This window comes from Nonomuraea sp. NPDC003707, from assembly GCF_053587055.1.
The window spans coordinates 141000-160279 of record NZ_JBSFNK010000033.1 but is presented as its reverse complement, the minus strand read 5'-3'; the positions used below and the strand labels follow the sequence as shown (position 1 = coordinate 160279).

Below are 19280 nucleotides of genomic sequence, written 5' to 3'. Positions count from 1 at the left end.
TACATGCCTTCCGGCTGGTCTCCCCTGGCGACGCCGTTGGTGTTGTTGTTGCGGTAGCCGGTGCCGGGGGCCACGTAGACGCCGTACGCCTTGTGGCCGTTGACCGTGGTCGGTGCCGCGGTCGCGTTCGCGAGGTTGTCGTACCCGCCCGGAGCCGGGCCCGGGAACCCGCCGGGAGGCGCCTGGGTGAGGTGGTTACCGCGGCCGGACTGGTCGTAAATGACGGTGATGAGGCAGGTCGTGCCAGCGCAGAACGAATCCTGCGTGGCGGCGTTGGCGTACCCGCCCGCGCTGAGCAGGCCGATGTTCTGGGTGGCGTTGTCCGAGGAGCGCCGTACCTGGTAGAGCGAGCCGTTGTAGGCGGCGTACAGGGCGCGGGTCGTGCTGTGCGCCGCCACGCACGGCGTGCCGCCCGCGGCGTAGATGTCGCACGGCTGGTTCGACGACGGCGGGGGCGTGACGGTGGGGGTGGGAGTGGGGGTGGAGACGCCGCCGGTGCAGGTGACGCCATTGAGGGCGAAGCTCGTCGGCACCGGGTTGGAGCCGCTGTACGCCCCGTTGAACCCGAAGCCGGTGCTGCCGCCGCTGGGGATGCCGGCGTTGTAGCTGACGTTGGACACCGTGACCTGGGAGCCGGACTGGGTGTAGGTGCCGTTCCACAGCTGGGTGATGGTCTGTCCGGCGGGGAACGCCCAGGTGAGCTTCCAGCCGTTGATCGGGTCCCCCAGGTTGTTAACGCTAACATTTGCGCCGAAACCTCCGGGCCACTGGTTGGTCACCGTGTAGGTGACCTGGCAACCGGCTGCGACGGCCGACGCGACGTGCGTTCCGGCCAAACCAACACCGGCCGTCAACAGCGCGGCGACGGCCGCGGCCGACAGTTTCCACCGTCGGCGGAAAGAGCTGACATGTCGCACTGGTGTTTTCCCATTCTCCGAGATGTGGTCGAGCCGACGGTCCTCGGCGGGGAGCGATTAGTCAACTAGCCCGGCTCCCCTCAATTCCGGATCCCCGCTGACCTGGGGCTCGGTAACTCGGGGAACCCGTCGGAGGCGAAACTTTCATCCGTTTCTTCGGCAACGATCGGTAGATCTCTCGGGGCTGCTGTGGCGGATGAGCTCAAACACAAAAATCGTGATTACATACGACGCTTGGGCTTTGACGTGCTATTTGCGATTAACGAGGTAACTGAGAATATCTGTATGGGTATGTCCGGTTCCATCTGAGTGTCCGCTGAATCGGCGGATGCCAGGTTCCGGACCGATCTATCCATGAACGGAAACGAGACACGTGAACACCAACAGTCGGCGGACGCAAGGGCGGCTCGCAGCACTAGCTATCACCGGCGCGGTCGCCGGTGTCATGCTCCTTCCACTGGGTCAGGGGGTGGCCTCCGCGAGCGCGGCCGGCGGCCCGCCGGCACCGCGTAAGGTGACCCGCGTGGTGCAGCAGGCCGCGCCGAGAGTCGTCAGCCACGAGAAGCCCGTCTTCATTCCTCGGCCCATCCGGCAGGGGCGCGAGCGCGTCTTCGTCGACGTGGAGAACCGCAACCGCAACCTCAACAGGCACGAGCGCCGGCGCGAGCACCGCCACCACGAGCACCAGGACAATCACAAGAACGACGGCAGCTGGACCGACAACTCCGCCACCGAGACCCCGGAGTGGTCGGAAGACACCTCGGCGGAGTGAGGGTTCCTTCCGCTGACACCGCGGCCGGCGCCAGGTGAGAATCGCTCGCGCCTGCTCGGTGACGGTGGACGATATCGGCGTCGAGGAACAATGGAGTGGTTTATTCCATTGTTCCCGACGCCGAACTCGGCGTTAGGCTTCGGTCGTATGGATGTGATCTCTCCTCCCAAGCTGAACGCAGGCGACGTCGTACGAGTGGTGGCCCCGGCCATGTCCCGCGCGATGGTCATGGAGCACGATCACACCGACCTCATCAGGTCCCGGTTCGCCGAGCTCGGCCTGACGCTCTCCTACGGCGCCCATGTCGATGAGCGGGACGCGTTCGACTCGTCCAGCGTCGCCTCGCGGGTCGCCGATCTGCACGAGGCCTTCGCGGACCCGTCGGTGGCGGCGATCCTGACGGTCATCGGCGGCTTCAACTGCAACGAACTCCTGCCGTACCTGGACTGGGAGCTGATCCGCGCCAACCCGAAGATCTTGTGCGGCTACTCCGACATCACCGCCCTGCAGAACGCCATCCTCGCTCGCGCCGGGCTGGTCACCTACTCCGGTCCGCACTGGTCGACGTTCGGGATGCGGGATCACTTCGAGGAGACGCTGCGCTGGTTCACCTCGGTCATGTTCGACACCGCTCCGGTCGCCCTGACCCCGGCGGCGCGGTGGACCGACGATCTCTGGTTCCTCGACCAGGACAAGCGCGCACCGATCCCCAACGAGGGATGGTGGCCGCTGCGGCCCGGCACCGCCGAGGGACGCATCGTCGGCGGCAATCTGTGCACACTGAACCTGCTGGCGGGCACCCCGTACATGCCATCCCTCGACGGCGCGATCCTGATCGTCGAGGACGACTTCGAGTCGCACCCGGCGACGTTCGCCCGTGACCTGACCTCACTGCTGCAGCTTCCCGACGCCCCGAAGATCCGAGGACTGGCCGTCGGACGGTTCCAGCACGCCAGCCGCATGTCCCGCCCGCTGCTGGAACAGATCATCGCCACCCAACCGGCGCTGAGCCGCGTCCCCGTCCTGGCCAACATCGACGTCGGCCACACCAACCCCCTGGCCACCTTCCCGATCGGCGGCCAGGCCCGGCTCGCCGTCACCGACGCCGAGTCGAGCCTGACGCTGCTCCGCCACTGAACGCCCGGATCAATGTGCGGGGCGGAGGGCGAAGACGGCCAGCGCGGCGGCGATCAGGAAACCGAGGCCGCCGACGGCGACGTCGGCGTGCAGGCCCGCCACGAGACCGCCGCCCGCGACCAGCGTGCCGACCAGCGCCACCCCGATCGCGCTGCCGGTCTGACGGGCGGCGTTGAACACCGCGGAGGCCGCCCCGCCGAGCTCGGGCGGCGCCGCCTCCATGATCGCCGCGGTGGCGGCCGGCATCGTGAAACCGGTCCCGAAGCCGGTGAGCATCAGCGGGACGACCAGCGCCCAGTAGCTCGTGCCGGCGTCGGCTGGCAGCCAGCTCAGCAGGCCGATCCCGCCGATGACCAGCCCGTACGCCATCGGCGGGCGCGGCCCGGTGCGCGCGGCGACCCAGCCGCTCAGCGGCGAGGCGATCGGCGGCATCAGGGCCATCGGCAGCATCGCCAGCCCGGTCGCCATCGCGTCGAGGTGCCGTACCTGCTGGAAGTACAGCGGCACGACGAACAGCAGGCCGTAGAAGCCGAGGTTGAGCAGCACGCCGATGGCGGCCGAGGCGGAGAAGCGGCGGCTCGCGAACAGCTCCAGCGGCAGCATCGGCGCGCTCGCCCGGCGTTCGAGCAGCAGGAACGCCGGCAGCGCGAGCACGAACAGAGCCAGCCCGCCCAGCACCACCGGCGAGGTCCAGCCGCTGGCCCCGGCCTCGATCAACGCCGCGGTCAGCCCGGCCAGGCACAACGCCCCGGCCACCTGCGCCGGCACGTCCAGCCCCCTGCGCCCCGTACCCCGCCCTGCCCGGCCGGGGACGTGCCGGACGGTGAGCAGGACGCCGAGCAGGCCGAACGGGATGTTCACGAAGAACACCGCCCGCCAGCCGATCGCGGACACCAGCACGCCGCCGAGCACCGGCCCCGTGCAGGCGGCGATCCCCGCGACCATGCCCCACACGCCGAACGCCCGCGCCCGCGCCTCCCGCTCCGGGTACGCGTCACGCAGCAGCGCCAGCGAGGCCGGCACCATGGCCGCGGCACCGGCGCCCTGCACCAGCCGGGCCCCGATCAGCGCACCGGCCGACGTCGCCAGCCCGCACCAGGCCGAGGCCACGGTGAACACCGCCAGCCCGGCCAGGAAAACCGGCCTCCCGCCGAGCCGGTCGTTGAGCCCGCCACAGAACAGCAGCAGCCCGGCGAACGCCAGCGTGTAGCCGTCGACGACCCACTGCAGCTCGGTCAGCCCGGCGGGCAACCTGGCGCCGATCACCGGGATCGCCACGGTGACCACGGTGACGTCCAGGATGACCAGGAAATATCCGAGACAGAGCGCGATCAGCGGTGACCAGCCCGCGGTCCGCGAGAGGGACGCGGTCGGCTCTCTCGTTGTACGCGTCATGCCTTCAGTCTGGAACGGAACTACTACGGCGAACGCCGAACTGTCGTCGTCCTAGACTGGCCCCATGTGGAAGACCGCCACGGAGGCCGACATCGCGCACGTCGCGGCGGCCATCGGCGATCCGACCCGGACCAAGGTGCTGCGCGCCCTCGCCGACGGCGGCGTGCTGCCCGCCAGCGCGCTGGCCGCCGAGGCCGGGGTGAGCATGTCCACGATCAGCGGCCACCTGACCAAGCTGCGCGAGGCCAAGCTGCTCACCGTCGAGCACGACGGCCGGCACCGCTATTACCGCCTGGCCAGCACCGACGTGGCGCGGGCGCTGGAGGAGCTGGCCAGGATCGCCCGGCCGCTGCCGGTCACGTCGCTGCGGGAGGACGTCCGCAACCAGGCGCTGCTGCGCGCCCGGCTCTGCTACGACCACCTCGCCGGGCGGCTCGGGGTGGTGCTGCTGGCCGCGCTGGTGGACGGCCGCGTGCTCGCCACCGCCGCGAACGGCTACCGGATCACCCCGACGGGCCTCGGCAGGCTGGGGGAGTTCGGGATCGACGTCGAGGAGTTCTCCCGGCGGCGACCGGCGATCCGCTACTGCGTCGACTGGGGCGAGGGCCGCCACCATCTTGCGGGCGCGCTCGGCGCGGCCATCGCGACCCGGTTGTTCGCGCTGGACTGGCTGCGCCGCGGCCGGGCCCGCCGGGTCGTCCAGCTCACCGACGCGGGCCGCACCGGCCTGCACGAGACCTTCGGCGTCCCTCTCGACTGGGACACCCCGCAAGCCGCACCCCGCTGATCCGGGCCGGCCGGGGTGCCGAGGATCGGGTGCGTACGACGGCGCCGGTCAGGCGGCTAGAGTCGTCCACCGTGACCGAAACCCCCTCCTATCTGACCACGACGGCGGAGGCCTACGACGCCGTCGCCGTCCTCTACGCCGAGCTCGCCCGGGACGCACTCGACCGCCAGCCCCTGGACCGCGCAGCACTCGCCGCGTTCGCGGACTACGTGCGGACCGGCGAGGCCGGACCCTTGGTCGTCGAGGTGGGATGCGGCCCCGGCCAGACGACGGCGCACCTCCGGGATCTGGGGCTGGACGCCTTCGGCATCGACCTGTCCCCTGCGATGATCAAGCTTGCCCGCGAGGCCCAGCCCGACCTGCGCTTCGAGGTGGGTTCCATGGACGCCCTCGACCTGGCCGACGGTGAACTGGGCGGCATCCTGTCCTGGTACTCCGTCATCCACATTCCGCCGCAGGAGCTGCCGCCGTACTTCGCCGAGTTCCACCGGGTGCTGGCCACGGGCGGCCACCTGCTGCTCGGCTTCTTCGAATCCGAGGGCGGGCCGCTGGTGTCGTTCGATCACAAGGTCACGCTCGCCTACCGCTGGCCGATCGACGACCTCGCCGAATTGGCGCGCGCGGCAGGGTTCGTCGAAGTGGGACGAATGCTGCGTGAGCCCCAGGAGGACGAGCGATTCCGCCGAGGCTGTCTGCTGATGCAGAGACGGTAGATCCGGGTCGATTCTCCTGACCTGCCCCTGCGGCACAAGCCCGAAGGCCACTTCCTGACCTCAGGAAGTGGCCTTCGACGTGCAAGCGCTAGATGCGCCTCCGGCTCAGCTGCAGCGCGCGACCCGGCTCACGGAGTACGGCTTGTAGGCGGCGGCGTAGAACTTCTTCTTGCCCTTGGTGTGGGCGTTGACGGTCATGCAGCGGTACTTGGAGGCCTTGTCACCGACCGAGCCCTTCCTGACGAACATGATCTTGACACTGACCTTGTGGCTGCAGTGGTTGTTGAAGTAGATGGTCGCGGTCGTGTTGCCCTCACCCCAGGAGTAGTTGGCCCACTTGCCCCTGGGCTTGGAGCAACTGACGCTGTCGCGCTCGATCCCGGCTCGGGCCGACGCCGTACCAGCCTTGGTCGCGGTGGAGGCCGCGCTTGCCGGTGCCGAGGACAGCAGCAGAGCGGCCGTGGCGGCGGAGCCGAGGAGAACGGATACGAGCTTCTTGCGAGTCATGCTTCAACCTCATGAAGGTAAATAGATCTTGACAAATCCACCATACCGGTTGTCCGAATCATGGGTAAAGCCACTCCCTCACCATCCGTAGAACAGCCGGTTACGCAGCGAAGGGCTCAGGCCGTCTCGGCGGAGCTCAGGCGGGGAGCACCTTGAAGCGACGGTTGACCAGGCTCGGGTTCTTGGCGCGTACGGCGCGCAGCCGCTCCGCGCCGATGACGGCCGACGCGACCCCGGGGGCCTCGCCCGCCGACGCCACCACCGTGCCCATCGGGTCCACGACCGCGCTCTGCCCGGTGCAGACGGGGCCGGTCTGGCCGCTGGCCAGGACGTACGCGGTGTTCTCGATCGCGCGGGCGCGGACCAACGTGATCCAGTGGTCCTCCTTGGCGGGCCCGGCGACCCACGCGGCGGGTACGACGAAGGCCTCGGCCCCGGCGTCGACCAGGAACCGGGCCATCTCCGGGAAACGGAGGTCGTAGCAGGTCAGGACGCCGAAAGTGAGGTCGTCCAGGGTGAAGACGAGCGGTTCCGGCGCGTGCGCCTGCACCCGGTCGGACTCGCGGTAGCCGAAGGCGTCGTAGAGGTGCACCTTGCGGTAGACGCCGAGCAGGTCGCCGCCCGCGTCCACGGCGAGCACGGTGTTGCTGGGCTTGCCGCGCTCCCCGGCGGGCGCCTCGGTCATGCCGGCGACGACGGCGATGCCGTGCTTCTTCGCCAGCGCGCCGATGGCGGTCGCGAAGGGCCCGTCGAGGGGCTCCGAGTCGGGGACGATGTCGGCCGTCACGTCCGGGTTGGAGTACATGGCGTTCTCCGGCAGGACGACGAGCCGCGCCCCTTGGGCCGCCGCCTGCTCGATCAGCCCCGTGGCGGCGTCGAGGTTGGCGGACTTGTCGGTGGTGGCGGTGAACTGTCCGACGGTGACGAGCATGCAGGGTCTCCTAGTGGGTGAGTTCGTGGGTCTGGTCGAGCGCGGCCTTGAAACCGGCCATGATGGCGCCGTGCTCCATGGTCAGGACGAGCTGGTCGGCGCCGTTCTCCAGGGCGAACGCCTTCTCCTCCGGCGACCACGCGGGCAGCACCCAGGGTTTGCCCGCGGCGCGGGCCGCGTCCGCCACGATCTTGAGGTCGGCGAAGTCCCCCTCCGAGCGGGAGTAGGCGCCCCGGCCGCGGCGGATGGACAGGTCGCTGGGGCCGATGAAGACGCCGTCGACCGTGTCGAGCGCGAGGATGTCGTCGATCTGCTCGATGGCGCCCGCGTCCTCGATCATCGGGTAGACGCGGGTCTCGCGATCTTGGCGTACGATCCACTCGTCGTCGAACCCGCCGTACCGCGCCGTTCGTCCGCCCGCGAAGCTTCTGTCGCCCCGAGGGGGGAACTTCCCGAAGGCGCAGACGGCGGCCGCGTGCGCGGCGCCCTCGATGTGGGGGACGACGACGGCGGTGGCGCCGAAGTCGAGGGCCTGCTGGATCGGCCCTCGCTCGGGACCGAGCACCTTGGCCAGCACCTCCAGGCCGAGACCACGGAGGAACGGGATGAAGCGTTCGAGATCGGCCAGGTCGAAAGAGCCGTGTTCGATATCGAGGACCACCGCGCCGTAGCCCAGGTCGGCCACGATCTCGGCCGCGGCGAAACTCGGACCGGACAGCCAGGCGGCGTATCTCCGCTGCAACGGATACTCCTTCTCGCGTTTAATATACGCTGTGTATACACATGAGCGTGGGGGTGGCATGAACTGGGAACCGGACATCGCGCCGGCGGCTACCGCGGGCGAGCGCGCCTATCGATGGACGCGCGAGGCGATTCTCGGGGGCCGGTTTCCCGAGGGGTCCTTCCTGGAGGAGAAGCTGGTCTGCGACGAGGCCGGCGTGTCGCGCACTCCCGTCCGTGAGGCGTTCCACCGCCTGGCGGCCGAGAAGTACATCGACCTCCTGCCCAGGCGCGGCGCGCAGGTGCGCAGCGTGACGGCCGCCGAATTGTTCGAGACGTACGAGATGCGGCTGGTGCTCGAGATCCACGGCTTCCGGATCCTGTGCGACAAGAAGACCGACATCCCGCAGGAGCTGTCCGCGCACCTGGACCTGATGGAAGACCCGGACATGATGGCGCGGTGCAGAGCGGGCGAGCGCGACGCGATCGCCGAGCACGCCAAGATGGACTTCTTCTTCCACTTCGCGTTCGTCAGGGCGACGGGCAACACCGTGCTGACCGACCTGTTCAGCAGCCTCCAGCCACGGCACCAGCGGATCGGGGTCAGCGCCGTGGCGGCGCGCCCCGACCGGCTGGCGGTCATCAACCCCGAGCACCGCACCCTGCTCGCGGCCCTGACTATGCACGACTTCGACACCGCCGAACGCACCCTGCGCAACCACCTGCGGCCCGACGAGCGGGTGGTCTCCCACCTGAGGTGATCACCTGGCGATCGCTCGCCACAGCTCGCGGCGCTCGGCCTGCTCAGCGGGGTCGGGCACCGGCGCCGCCGCGACCAGCCTCCTGGTGTAATCCGTCTGGGGATCGTTCAGCACCTCGCGGGCCGGGCCGTGTTCGACCATCCGCCCCTGCTGCAGCACGGCGACGTCGTGCGAGAGCAGCTCGACCACGCCCAGGTCGTGGCTGATGAACAGGCAGGAGAAACCGAGCCTGTCCTGCAGCTCCTGGAACAACCGCAGCACCGTGGCCTGCACGGAGACGTCCAGCGCCGAGGTGGGCTCATCGGCGATGAGCAGCTCGGGCTCCAGCGCCAGCGCGCGGGCGATCCCGACGCGCTGCCGCTGGCCGCCCGACAGCTCGTGCGGGAACCTGCCGGCCCAGTTCCTGGGCAGCTCCACCTGGTCGAGCAGCTCCAGCACCCGCTCGTGGACGGCGGCGCGGCCCGCGTACCGGTTGATGATCATCGGGGCCGCGATGGAGTCGCCGATCGACCGGCGCGGGTCGAGCGAGGACCCCGGGTCCTGGAAGACCATCGAGTACTTCCTGCGGAACCCGCGCAGCTCCCTGGCGCCGAGCCCGGTCACGTCACGTCCGCAGATCTCGATCGTGCCGGACGTGGCGCGGACCAGCCCGACGATGGCCCGGCCGATCGTGGACTTGCCCGAGCCCGACTCGCCCACCAGGCCGAGGACCTTCCCCTTCCCGATCTCGAAGCTGATGTCGTGCACCGCTTTGAACCCTTTGCGGCCCAGCCGCCCCGGATACTCGACCTGGAGGCCGGCGACCCGCAGCGTGGCGCCCTCCGGCGTGTCGCCGCCGGACGGCGCCGGCTCGGCCTGGCCGCGCCGGGGCACCGCGGACAGCAGCTTGGTGGTGTACTCGTGCCGGGGTTCGGCGAACAACCGGGCGACCGGGGCCTCCTCCACGACCTCGCCCTGCTTCATCACCACCACCCGGTCGGCCAGGTCGGCGACCACGCCCATGTCATGGGTGATGACCACCACCGCCGAGCCGAGGTCCTTCTGCAGGCGGCGCAGCAGCTCCAGGATCTCCGCCTGCACCGTGACGTCGAGGGCCGTGGTCGGCTCGTCGGCGATGATGACCTCGGGTGACCAGGCGATCGCCATCGCGATCATCGCGCGCTGCCGCTGGCCGCCGGAGAGCTGGTGCGGATAGCTGTCGATCCGCGACTCCGGCTCCGGGATGCCGACCTTCCTCAGCAGCTCCAACGTACGTGAGCGGGCCTCGGCGGCCGGTACGCGCTCGTGGCACTGGATCGCCTCGATGATCTGCTCGCCGATGGTGTAGACCGGGTTCAGCGCGGTCATCGGCTCCTGGAAGATCATCGCGATCCGCTTGCCCCGGATGTCGCGCAGGGCCTCCTCGCCGAGGTCGAGCAGCTCGGTGTCGCCGTACCGGATGCTGCCGCGACGGCGCGCGTTCTTGGCCAGCAGCCCGAGCACCGACATCGAGCTGACGGACTTGCCCGAGCCGGACTCCCCGACGAGCGCCACCACCTCGCCCTTGGCGACCGTGAAGCTGACGTTCTTGACGGCGGGCACCCACGTGCCCGCGATCTGGAAGTCCACCGAGAGCCCCTCGACTGAGAGGATCGGCTCCGCGGGATTCGTGCCGGTTGTCATGCGTCCCTCGAGGTGTTCCGGTCGTATTCCTGTATGTAGGCGGAGCAGAAACCGATCACCCGCTCGATCCAGATCTCGCCCGTCTTCGCGTTGCCGAGACTCACGTCGCCGGTGCAGCCGGTCGCGCTCACCTCGGAGAAGTCCCACAGGACGGTCCCGCGCACGTCGTGCCCCGGGATCGCCGCCTCCGTGTAGCTCGTCGGGGTCCAGCCGCTGCCCGACGCCAGGCTGCCCGAGACGGCCAGCTCGCTCTGGACCTGGTCGGGGAACATCGCGAGCATCGCGGAGTGCTCGGGCTCCGCGCCGTGCCCGTACGCCGTGGCCGGGTCGTCGTAGACGTCCCGCATGAGCGCGTAGCCGAGCTGCCACGGGTACAGGTGGCCGATGAGAACGCCCAGGTCATGACGTGCCTGGAGGCCGGCGTCGATGACGGGCCCGACGTTGCCGCCGTTGTTGTTGATGATGATCACGCGACGGAAGCCGGACTGCACCAGAGCCTCGATGATCTCGTACGTGACGGCGCGCAGCGTCGCCGGGCTCAGCGAGAGGTTGCCGTTGAAACCGCGGAAGACCCCGGAGTGCCCGTAGTGGAGGGCGGGCGCGACATAGCACCCGTTCTCCTTCGCCAGCTTGTCGGCCACCCATTCCGCCACGATGGAGTCCTCGTGGATCGGCAGGTGCGGGCCGTGCTGCTCGACCGCGCCGATCGGCAGCAGGATGATCGGGTCCCGTTCCGCCAGCTCCTTGACCTGGGTCCAGGACAGCTCGCCGAGCCTGTGGGTGGAAGGGAGGGTCATGAATGCGTTCCTTTCAGTTGGTGCCACGGCGCCGCGGGTCGAGCAGGTCGCGGATGCCGTCCCCGAACACGTTGAGCGCGAGGACGACGAGGATGATGAGCACGGACGGATAGAGCAGCAGCGTCGGCTGGACCTCCAGGAAGTCGCGGCCCGAGCCGACCATGGTCCCGAGCGAGGGCAGCGGCGGCTGCGCGCCGAGGCCGAGGAAGCTCAGCCCGGCCTCCATCTGGATGGCGAAGCTCACCGACAGGCTCAGCTGGACGATGATGGGCGCCGCCACGTTCGGCAGGATCGTCCCGACGAGGATTCCCGCGGGCCGCGCGCCCATGATCTTCGAGGCTTCGACGTACTCCAGGTTCCGGATGGCCAGAACCTGGGTGTAGACGATCCTGGTGAACCTCGGGATGTACAGGACGCCGATCACCAGGACGACGTTCACCAGGGCCGGGCCCATGATCGCCACCACCGCGATGGCCAGCACGATCGGGGGGAAGCTCAGCAGGACGTCGATGCCGCGCATGATGATCGTCGAGGCCCAGCGGCCGACGTACCCGGCCACGAGCCCGAGCGCGACCCCGATGACCGCCGCCACCAGCACCGCCGACAGCGCCACCCCGAGCGACACCTGGAGCCCGACCAGCAGGCGCGACAGGACGTCGCGCCCGAAGTCGTCGATGCCGAGCACGGAGGCCGAGGTCAACGGCTTGCCGACGATGTCTCGGTAGTCGTACGGCGCGATCAGCCTGGCGAACAGCGTGACGATCGCGATCAGCAGCAGGAAAGCGCCCGCGACGGACGTCCTGCGGTTGGACAGCATGCGCCGGAGGAAGGTCCTCCTGCCGGCGCTCTCGATCGCAGGCGCGCCTGACAGCACGGTGGCCATGATCAGTTATCCTCCGCCCGGGGGTCGAGTGCCCTGGCGACCAGGTCTCCGACCAGGTTGACCAGGATGACGATGGTGGCCGCGGCGAGGACGACGGCCTGGATGACGGGATAGTCGCGCTGTCCCACGGCGTTCATGAGCAGGGAGCTCATCCCCGGCCACCCGAAGATGGTCTCGACCAGGACCGTGCTCCCGATCAGCGTCGTCAGCTCGACCGTCGTCGCGGAGACGACGGCGAGCAGCGCCGTACGCAGCGCGTGCCGGTTGATGACGTGCTTCTCGACCAGGCCCTTCGCCCGGGCCGTGCGGACGTAGTCGGCGTTGAGCGTCTCCAGCATCGACGCCCTGGTCATCCTCGTCACCACCGCGCACGAGGCCGCCGTCAACGTGGCCACGGGCAGGATGAGGATCTGCAGGTGGGCGAGCGGATCGTCGAACGGCGAGGCGAACCGGCGCGGCGGCAGGATCGGGATGAAGAACGCGAACACCAGCAGCAACAAGGTGCCGATCACGAACACGGGCAGCGAGATCCCGAAGATCGACCCGGCGACCAGCGCGTGGTCGGCCGGTTTGTCGGCGCGCGTGGCGGCGATCCGGCCCAGCGCGATGCCGACCACCAGCGAGATCGCCAGCGCGATGAGGACGAGCTCCAGCGAGTTGCCGATCCGGGACGGCAGGTCCTGCATCACCGGGCGGCCGCTGATCAGCGAGGTGCCGAGGTCGCCCTGGAACAACCGGGTCCAGAACCCGACGAACTGGCTGAAGAACGGCTCTTCGAGGTGCATCGCGGCCCGGGTGGCGGCGACCTGCTCGTCGGTGGCCGCGTCGCCGAGCACCGCCCGGGCCGGATCGCCGGGGATGAGCCGTACGAGGAAGAACACGATGGTTCCGACGAGGAGCAACTGCAGGATCGCCTGGGCGAACCGCTTGGCCAGGAAACGCCTCACGCCGTCTTCTCCATCCAGGTCCGGCGCAGGGCCGTGGCGGTCCAGGCGCCCTTCGGGGGGTGCTCGTAGCCCTTGACGTGGTTGTAGTGGGCCTCGCCCTGCTCGCGGCGGATCGTGTACGTCATCGGGACCAGCTCCAGGGCCCGTTTCTCGACGTCCAGGTAGATCTCGTTGCGCAGGCTCTGGTCGGAGCTCCTGCGTGCCTGGGTCAGCAGCTCGTCGATCTTGTCGTCGGCGAAGTCGAGGTACTTGGCGAAGGCGCCGGTGCTGCCGATGAAGTCGCCGAGCGAGGCGGGATCACCGAACTTCGGCGCCGTCCCCCAGGAATGGACGGGGAAGACCTTGGTCGACACGCTGGAGCGGAAGGTCAGCCACTCCTGCTGGGTGAGGTTCACGTTCAGTCCCGCGGCGCGCAGGCCGGGCAGCATCGCCTGCGCGGGCCTGGCGATGACCGAGTACGAACTGGTGGTCACCACCGGCAGCGTCAGGCCCTCCTGCCCGGCCTGTTTGAGCAGGAATCTGGCCTGTTCCGGGTCGTAGGGCATGGAGCCGGCGAGCTGGGGCGCGTACGGGGCGAAGGTCTCCGACATCAGGGCGCCGTCCATCGGCTTGCCGTGCCCCAGCAGCGCGGTGTCCAGGACGGACGGCCTGTTGATCGACATCGCGATGGCCTTGCGGACGCGTACGTCGTCGAAGGGACGCCGGCTGGTCACGAAGCCCACGAAGCCGAACCCGAAGGTCTTGTCCGAGACGAACCGCAGCCGCGGGTTCTCGGAGATGACGCCGACGTGGGTGGCGGGGACGTAGTCGATCATGTCCACGGTCGCCGTGCGCAGCGCCGTCACGCGGGCGTAGTCGTCGCCCATCGGCTGGAAGACGATCCCGTTGAGGTACGGCAGGCCGTCCTCGAAGTAGTTCTCGAACCGGACGTATGTGGTGCTCACCCCCGGGATGCGCTCCACGAACCGGAACGGTCCTGTGCCCATGACCTGTGTCTTGGTGTTCGCTCCCGACTCGATCCACTTCCTGGAGACGATGTTGGTCGTGGGCGCGGCCAGGGCGAACGGGAAGGCCACGTCGGGCTGCTTGAACCGGAACACCACGGTGGTGGCGTCGGGCGCCTCGACGGAGGCCACCTGGTCGAGCAGCGGGGCCGACGCCGCCGCGGTCGCCTTGTCCATCATGCGGCGGAAGGAGAAGACCACGTCGTCGGCGGTCATCGTGGACCCGTCGTGGAAGCCGACCCCGGGGCGCAGCCTGACCTTGTAGGTCAGCTCGTCGGCCCAGCCGAACTCGCTCGCGAGATCACCGACGATCTCTCCGGCCCCGTTGTACTGGACCAGCCCGTTGTAGGCGAGCTGGCGCAGGTAGTCGGAGGCGCTGCCGCTGGTGAGGTGGGGGTCGAGGTTGGCCGGGTCGGTGGAGAGACCGAAATACAGCACCCCGCCGCGGTTCGGTCCACCGCCACCCTGGCCCGGGCGGATTTCCTGCATCGATAGGGGCAAGGTCTCTGGGCTGCCGCAGGCCGTCAGGGCAGATGCCCCCAGCGTGGCTACGCTTCCGGCGAGAAATCCTCGCCTGCTGATCACTGCCATGACATCTCCGCCTCGTCAGGGCCTGGCGCTGAGTCGTTGGGTTGGGGATCCATCAGGTATTGCGTATGTATACATGGCGTTCACACCAGGGTCAACGGGTTGCAGCCTGGCGGAATTTGAGATACCGGCCAGGACAAAACGCTTGCCGATGACCCGTCGTAGGCTGAGTCCCGCACGTAACGGACAGGAGGCTGAGGTGACCGAGACGACGGTGGCCGAGGTGATGGCCGAGCTGGCCGAACTCGAGGACCCGAAGGCACGCGCGGTGAACGAGAGACACGGTGACGATCACGGTGTGAACCTCGGCAAGCTGCGCGCGCTCGCGAAGCGGCTGAAGACGCAGCAGGAACTCGCGGGCCGGCTCTGGAAGACGGATGACACGGCGGCGAGACTGTTGGCGATCCTGATCTGCCGGCCGAAGGCGTTCGAGCGGGACGAGTTGGACGTCATGGTGCGCGAGGCGCGCGCACCCAAGGTGCACGACTGGCTCGTGAACTACGTGGTGAAGAAGAATCCGCACGCCGAAGAGCTGCGCCTGGCCTGGTCCGCCGATCCGGATCCAGCGGTCGCGAGTGCCGGCTGGGCGCTGACCACCGAACGGGTGGCGAAGAAGCCCGAGGTCCTTGACCTCTCAGGGCTGCTCGACGTCATCGAGGTGGAGATGAAGGACGCCCCGGATCGCCTGCAGTGGGCGATGAACCACTGCCTGGCCCAGATCGGGATCGAGCACGCCGAGCACCGCGCCCGTGCGATCGACATCGGTGAGCGCCTGGAGGTGCTCAAGGACTACCCGACCTCCCCGGGCTGCACGTCTCCGTTCGCGCCCACCTGGATCGCCGAGATGGTGCGCCGGCAGGACGATCAGTAGTGGCCTGATGTGTTTCTGCTCTGTACGGCCCGCAGCACGAGCATGAAGCCCAGCAGCGCGCACCAGGCGCCGAGCGTGAACCTGGTGAGCAGGATGACCACGATCAGCAGGACCCTGAAGGTGTGCCCCGACGGCCCCGGCATCAGGTCCACGAAGTGACCGACGGCCTCCACCGACATCAGCAGGCCGCCGATCCCGCCGAGCACCGCGATGAGGGCGTTCAGCCGCCACAGCAGGAGTGCGGCCGCCGCGGTCACCACGCCCAGCAGGACGGCAGGGACGATCGCGAGCAGCACCTCGGGCAGGTCGTCCTCGGTCTTCAGGACGAGCCCCCAGAACAGGAAGACCAGGGCCAGCGGGATCACGAGCGCCATGCTGATCGCCGAGGCAACGCTGTGGCGCCACACCGCCACGCAGAAGGCGGGAACCACCAGGATCAGGCAGCCCATGCTGATCATGATCCAGGCCGGCATGCTCAAGATGTACCTGTGGTGTTCGAGGGCCCGCCCCGCGAGGAGGTCCAGACCCTGGGCGAACAGGGTCAGCGCGAGCAGGGCCATCAAGGCCAGCGTCACCGCGGAGGCGACCAACCGCGGGGCAGGGGAGCGAGGCCGGCTGCCTGGCGCCTGCGACCCCGGGTTGGGCAGGAACAACGTCCCGGACGGCGGAGGCGCCGGGCGGTCCGGCACGGGCGCAGTCTGCGGCAGCTGCCCCGTCAGCAGGCCCAGCAGCTCCTCGGCGCTGGGGCGTGCCTCCGGGTTCTTGGCCAGGCAGCGCGCGAGCAGCGGCCGCAACCCCTCCGGCACCTCGGACAGATCCGGCTCGGTGGTCAGGATGGCGTGCATCAGGGCGGGCATCGTGTCCCCTTTGAACGCCTGCTGCCCGGTAGCCGCGAACACCATCGTGCTGGCCCAGCTGAACAGGTCCACCGCCGGCCCGACCACCCCGCCCGCGAACTGCTCGGGTGCCATGAACGCGGGCGTCCCCATCACACTGCTGGTGGCGGTCTGATCCAGCGCCCGGGCGATCCCGAAGTCGATCACGACCGGCCCCTCGGGCCCCATGATCACGTTGCTCGGCTTGAAGTCCCGGTGCACGATCCCGGCCCGGTGGACGGCGGCCAGCGCGGTCAAGGTGGTCACCGCCAGCCGTTCCAGCCCGCTGCCGAACCGTACCCCCTCGCCTCTCACCAGCCGTTCCAGCGAGGGCCCGGTGATGAACTCGCTCACGATGTACGGCCGGCCGTCGGCGACCCCGACCTCCAGCACCCGAGCCGTGCAGAACGGCGCCACCCGCCGCGCCGCCTCCGCCTCCCGCAGGAACCGCCGGTGCGTCTCCGCATCCCCCATGTACGCGTGCAGCACCTTCACCGCCACCTTCGCCCCGGTGGCGTCCTCCCCTGAATACACCGACCCCTGCCCACCCCGGCCGAGTACGCCGCTCAGCCGGAAGGCGCTGATCTGGCCCGGATCCGCAGACGAGAGAGGCAGCACGAAATGACCTTAGTGCGCCCTCCATCTCCCCACCACCGCCGTGCAGGTATGCCCGACCCCCATGCCCTCTTGCGGCATGACGCGACACTACGTATCGTGCCGATGTATCAAGTCGATATATCGGGCTGACGGTTCGCCGTAGCCCGGCTGACGCGGGAGCTGCGATGAGGCGGATCGACTACGACACAGAGCAGTACCAGGACTACGCGCGTGGCCGTGCGCTCTCCGAGCAGCAGTTGCGGACATGGATCAGCGCCTTCGAAGCGGCGCTGCCCGAGCGGCGTCCGCTGGCGGGGCTGGACGTCGGCTCGGGGACCGGCAGGTACACCCCCGCGCTGGCGCGAACATTCGGGCCGGTGACAGGCGTCGAGCCGTCGGTCCGCATGCGGGAAGTGGCGCAGGCGCAGTCCCGGCATCCCGAGGCGCGGTATCTGGCAGGCTCCGCCGAGGACATACCAGTGCCGTCCGGCAGCGCCGACTACGCTCTCATGTTCCTGTCCTGGCACCACGTCCAGGACAAGCCGCAGGCGGTCCGAGAGCTGGCCAGGGTGCTCAAGCCCTCTGGGCGGCTACTGTTGCGCGCGAATTTCAGCGACCACCACCCCAGGCCGTGGTGGCTGGAGCACTTCCCCCGCGGCTTCGAGGCGGACGCCTCGCTGTTTCAGCCGCTGCACGAGGTCATCGCGATGTTCACGTCGGCCGGCTGGCGCGTTGCCGGCTTCGGCACGGTCACCGAGCCGTCCGTCGGCACCCGCGCTGACATGCTCGAACGGCTGCGCCTGCGCACCCTCTCGTTCTTCGCCCAGCTCAGTCCCGACGAGCTGGAGTCCGGCTTCCGCCGCCTGGAGCAGGCCGTCGCCGCAGATCCCGACGCACCGGCGCCCGTATTCTCCGAGCCGCTCCTCACGCTCGAACGGTGCCAGTAAGGCCCCGCCACGAGCCGGGCGCTCTACCACTGAGCTACGGCGAAAGACCTCAGGTGGCCTGTGGAGAAGCGGTTGGCCCGGGGGTGACACAACCCCGGCGCCTTTGCGATGCAGATCCAATATAGAGCTCGTGCTCCGGATGTGATCCGGCTGCGGCATGATCGCCTGCCATGAAGAAGATGATCACTGTTGTGTTGGTGTGCGGGGCCTTCCTGGTGGCTGCGGCGCCTGCTCAGGCAGCTCCCCAAGATCCCGTACGTGCGCTGAAGGCCAAGCTGGTTGCCGGGCACGGCGTGCGTTTCACCGAGAAGGCCGACTGGTCCGACGGCACCGACACGGAGCAGGCGTACATCAACAAGGGCGTCTTGCAGTTCGACACGAAGGGGCTGGCCGCCTACGACATCGCGAGCACCGCCTGGGACGAGGAGAAGGATCGCGTCATCTACCTCGACAAGACCACATACCTCTCCGGGGCCCTCGCGGGGAGGCTGCCCAAGGGCAAGGCCTGGTTCAAGTACAAGGGCGGCGGCGGGATGCCGTACCTGTACGGGCAGATCCTCAATCCCGCCGAGTCGGCGACGCTGTCCGCGCTGCTCAAGAAGGGCACGACGGCCGGGAACAAGGTCACCGGAAAGATCACCTTCAAGGAGCTGGCCAAGGTCTCGCCATGGTTCTCCCGCTCGGAGGTCAGCTCCTGGCCCGGCGGTACGCAGGTCGAATACACGCTGACGCTGACCTCGGCCGGCCTGGTCAGTAAGCTGTGGAGTTCGTTCACGGCCAAGGGCGTCCCGGACGACTACTCCGATTACGAGGGCAGTAGCTTCATCGTCGACACCCGCTACACCGGCTGGGGAAGCAAGGTGTCGGTCAAGGCGCCGAATCCCAAGACCGTGACCGACAAGCAGACCAGCTGAACGACACCAGGCCCGGCTCTTATCGCCTTGGTCCCCGCAGGTTGACCGCTGGATGGCGGGAACTCCGGCCGCTCTGGCTCGCTCCCGCCTCCTCCTCATAGCTGCTGTGTCAAGGGGCGGGCGTCAGCACTCCACGAAGATGCTCTTCCAACCGACGCCCGTCCCCTGCTTCGCGTTGCCCATGGCGGGCAGCGTGAAGTGCACCGGCCCTCTGGTGTTGATCTGGTTGTGCATCCGGCCGGCCTGGCCGGAGCCGTACCACTTGTACGACCCGCGGTAGCGGAGGTTGGTCACGCCGCACTTGTCGATGACCTGCGTCTGGCCGGTGAAGCCCGGCCCCTCGTAGGCCACGTACGTCGAGCCGGCGTCCTCGGACGTCGAGGCGTTGGCGGCACCGCCCATGATTGCGACCAGGGAGGCAGAGACGGCGCAGACAAGGGCGATTCTCTTGATGCTCTTCACGTCGATTCTCCAGGTGCGTCTTGGGTTGTAGGCGAAAGCATTTTTCCTGACGAAAGGAACATATGGATCAACCCTTGACCGTCACTTGCGCCT

General features: G+C 68.8%; 20 protein-coding genes. 8 read left to right on the top strand and 12 right to left on the bottom strand.

Translation table 11 applies throughout. From position 1 onward, the window contains the following. A partial coding sequence (locus ACWDRB_RS51995) for an arabinofuranosidase catalytic domain-containing protein (RefSeq protein WP_449907716.1) occupies nucleotides 1-836 on the bottom strand: 836 nt, incomplete at its 3' end. A 604-nt stretch (nucleotides 837-1440) separates the two neighbouring features. Here ACWDRB_RS51995 and ACWDRB_RS51990 point away from each other — a divergent pair. Together ACWDRB_RS51990 and ACWDRB_RS51985 are read left to right on the top strand one after the other, a co-directional pair. After that, the gene (locus ACWDRB_RS51990; protein ID WP_449907714.1) at nucleotides 1441-1689 is read left to right on the top strand and encodes a hypothetical protein; all 249 of its coding nucleotides are present in this window, start codon (nucleotides 1441-1443) and stop codon (nucleotides 1687-1689) included. Nucleotides 1690-1836: 147 nt separating this feature from the next. Further along, on the top strand, nucleotides 1837-2826 hold the full coding sequence (locus ACWDRB_RS51985) for a S66 family peptidase (RefSeq protein ID WP_449907712.1): 990 nt from the start codon (nucleotides 1837-1839) through the stop codon (nucleotides 2824-2826). 9 nt (nucleotides 2827-2835) lie between these two features. Here ACWDRB_RS51985 and ACWDRB_RS51980 read toward each other — a convergent pair whose 3' ends face one another. Next, on the bottom strand, nucleotides 2836-4221 hold the full coding sequence (locus tag ACWDRB_RS51980; protein WP_449907710.1) for an MFS transporter: 1386 nt from the start codon (nucleotides 4219-4221) through the stop codon (nucleotides 2836-2838). Between the two features lie 64 nt (nucleotides 4222-4285). Between ACWDRB_RS51980 and ACWDRB_RS51975 the strand changes: the two genes are divergently transcribed. Further along, nucleotides 4286-5008, top strand: coding sequence for an ArsR/SmtB family transcription factor (locus tag ACWDRB_RS51975; RefSeq protein ID WP_449907708.1), 723 nt, complete (start codon nucleotides 4286-4288; stop codon nucleotides 5006-5008). Nucleotides 5009-5079: 71 nt separating this feature from the next. Then, nucleotides 5080-5721: a class I SAM-dependent methyltransferase gene (locus tag ACWDRB_RS51970; RefSeq protein ID WP_449907707.1), complete on the top strand. Its 642-nt coding sequence runs from the start codon at nucleotides 5080-5082 to the stop codon at nucleotides 5719-5721. A 105-nt stretch (nucleotides 5722-5826) separates the two neighbouring features. On the opposite strand, the gene ACWDRB_RS51965 is transcribed toward ACWDRB_RS51970, so the two are convergent. From ACWDRB_RS51965 to ACWDRB_RS51955, 3 genes are all read right to left on the bottom strand, one after another. After that, nucleotides 5827-6228 carry a hypothetical protein gene (locus ACWDRB_RS51965; RefSeq protein WP_449907705.1) on the bottom strand — a complete coding sequence of 134 codons (402 nt, stop codon included), beginning with the start codon at nucleotides 6226-6228 and terminating at the stop codon, nucleotides 5827-5829. A 136-nt stretch (nucleotides 6229-6364) separates the two neighbouring features. Further along, nucleotides 6365-7159, bottom strand: a complete 795-nt coding sequence (locus ACWDRB_RS51960) for a carbon-nitrogen hydrolase family protein (RefSeq protein ID WP_449907703.1) — start codon at nucleotides 7157-7159, stop codon at nucleotides 6365-6367. A gap of 10 nt (nucleotides 7160-7169) precedes the next feature. After that, nucleotides 7170-7901, bottom strand: coding sequence for an HpcH/HpaI aldolase family protein (locus ACWDRB_RS51955; protein ID WP_350742205.1), 732 nt, complete (start codon nucleotides 7899-7901; stop codon nucleotides 7170-7172). A gap of 58 nt (nucleotides 7902-7959) precedes the next feature. Between ACWDRB_RS51955 and ACWDRB_RS51950 the strand changes: the two genes are divergently transcribed. Continuing rightward, nucleotides 7960-8640, top strand: coding sequence for a GntR family transcriptional regulator (locus ACWDRB_RS51950; RefSeq protein WP_364749200.1), 681 nt, complete (start codon nucleotides 7960-7962; stop codon nucleotides 8638-8640). Here ACWDRB_RS51950 and ACWDRB_RS51945 read toward each other — a convergent pair whose 3' ends face one another. From ACWDRB_RS51945 to ACWDRB_RS51925, 5 genes are read right to left on the bottom strand one after another with little or no spacing between them, the layout of a single operon-like run. Beyond that, nucleotides 8641-10302 carry an ABC transporter ATP-binding protein gene (locus tag ACWDRB_RS51945; protein WP_449907701.1) on the bottom strand — a complete coding sequence of 554 codons (1662 nt, stop codon included), beginning with the start codon at nucleotides 10300-10302 and terminating at the stop codon, nucleotides 8641-8643. It abuts the gene before it with no gap. Beyond that, nucleotides 10299-11099 (bottom strand): creatininase family protein, encoded by an 801-nt coding sequence (locus ACWDRB_RS51940; RefSeq protein WP_449907699.1) that lies wholly within the window; start codon nucleotides 11097-11099, stop codon nucleotides 10299-10301. Before ACWDRB_RS51940 ends, ACWDRB_RS51945 begins: the two co-directional genes overlap by 4 nt. 13 nt (nucleotides 11100-11112) lie before the next feature. Further along, entirely contained in the window at nucleotides 11113-11982 is an 870-nt protein-coding gene (locus ACWDRB_RS51935) for an ABC transporter permease (protein ID WP_350742199.1), read from the bottom strand. Between the two features lie 2 nt (nucleotides 11983-11984). Then, a complete protein-coding gene (locus ACWDRB_RS51930) occupies nucleotides 11985-12929 on the bottom strand; it encodes an ABC transporter permease (RefSeq protein ID WP_350742198.1) in 945 nt (314 codons plus the stop codon). Continuing rightward, entirely contained in the window at nucleotides 12926-14371 is a 1446-nt protein-coding gene (locus tag ACWDRB_RS51925; protein ID WP_449907696.1) for an ABC transporter substrate-binding protein, read from the bottom strand. Before ACWDRB_RS51925 ends, ACWDRB_RS51930 begins: the two co-directional genes overlap by 4 nt. 376 nt (nucleotides 14372-14747) lie before the next feature. Here ACWDRB_RS51925 and ACWDRB_RS51920 point away from each other — a divergent pair, with 376 nt between their 5' ends. Next, entirely contained in the window at nucleotides 14748-15392 is a 645-nt protein-coding gene (locus ACWDRB_RS51920) for a DNA alkylation repair protein (protein WP_449907720.1), read from the top strand. Here ACWDRB_RS51920 and ACWDRB_RS51915 read toward each other — a convergent pair. Beyond that, entirely contained in the window at nucleotides 15386-16885 is a 1500-nt protein-coding gene (locus tag ACWDRB_RS51915) for a serine/threonine-protein kinase (RefSeq protein WP_449907694.1), read from the bottom strand. The genes ACWDRB_RS51920 and ACWDRB_RS51915 overlap by 7 nt on opposite strands. 164 nt (nucleotides 16886-17049) lie before the next feature. Here ACWDRB_RS51915 and ACWDRB_RS51910 point away from each other — a divergent pair, with 164 nt between their 5' ends. Next, nucleotides 17050-17811 carry a class I SAM-dependent methyltransferase gene (locus ACWDRB_RS51910; protein WP_449907693.1) on the top strand — a complete coding sequence of 254 codons (762 nt, stop codon included), beginning with the start codon at nucleotides 17050-17052 and terminating at the stop codon, nucleotides 17809-17811. A gap of 170 nt (nucleotides 17812-17981) precedes the next feature. Further along, nucleotides 17982-18725, top strand: a complete 744-nt coding sequence (locus ACWDRB_RS51905) for a hypothetical protein (RefSeq protein ID WP_449907692.1) — start codon at nucleotides 17982-17984, stop codon at nucleotides 18723-18725. Between the two features lie 123 nt (nucleotides 18726-18848). On the opposite strand, the gene ACWDRB_RS51900 is transcribed toward ACWDRB_RS51905, so the two are convergent. Further along, the gene (locus tag ACWDRB_RS51900) at nucleotides 18849-19187 is read right to left on the bottom strand and encodes a MiAMP1 family antimicrobial peptide (protein ID WP_449907690.1); all 339 of its coding nucleotides are present in this window, start codon (nucleotides 19185-19187) and stop codon (nucleotides 18849-18851) included. Nucleotides 19188-19280 lie beyond the last annotated feature (93 nt).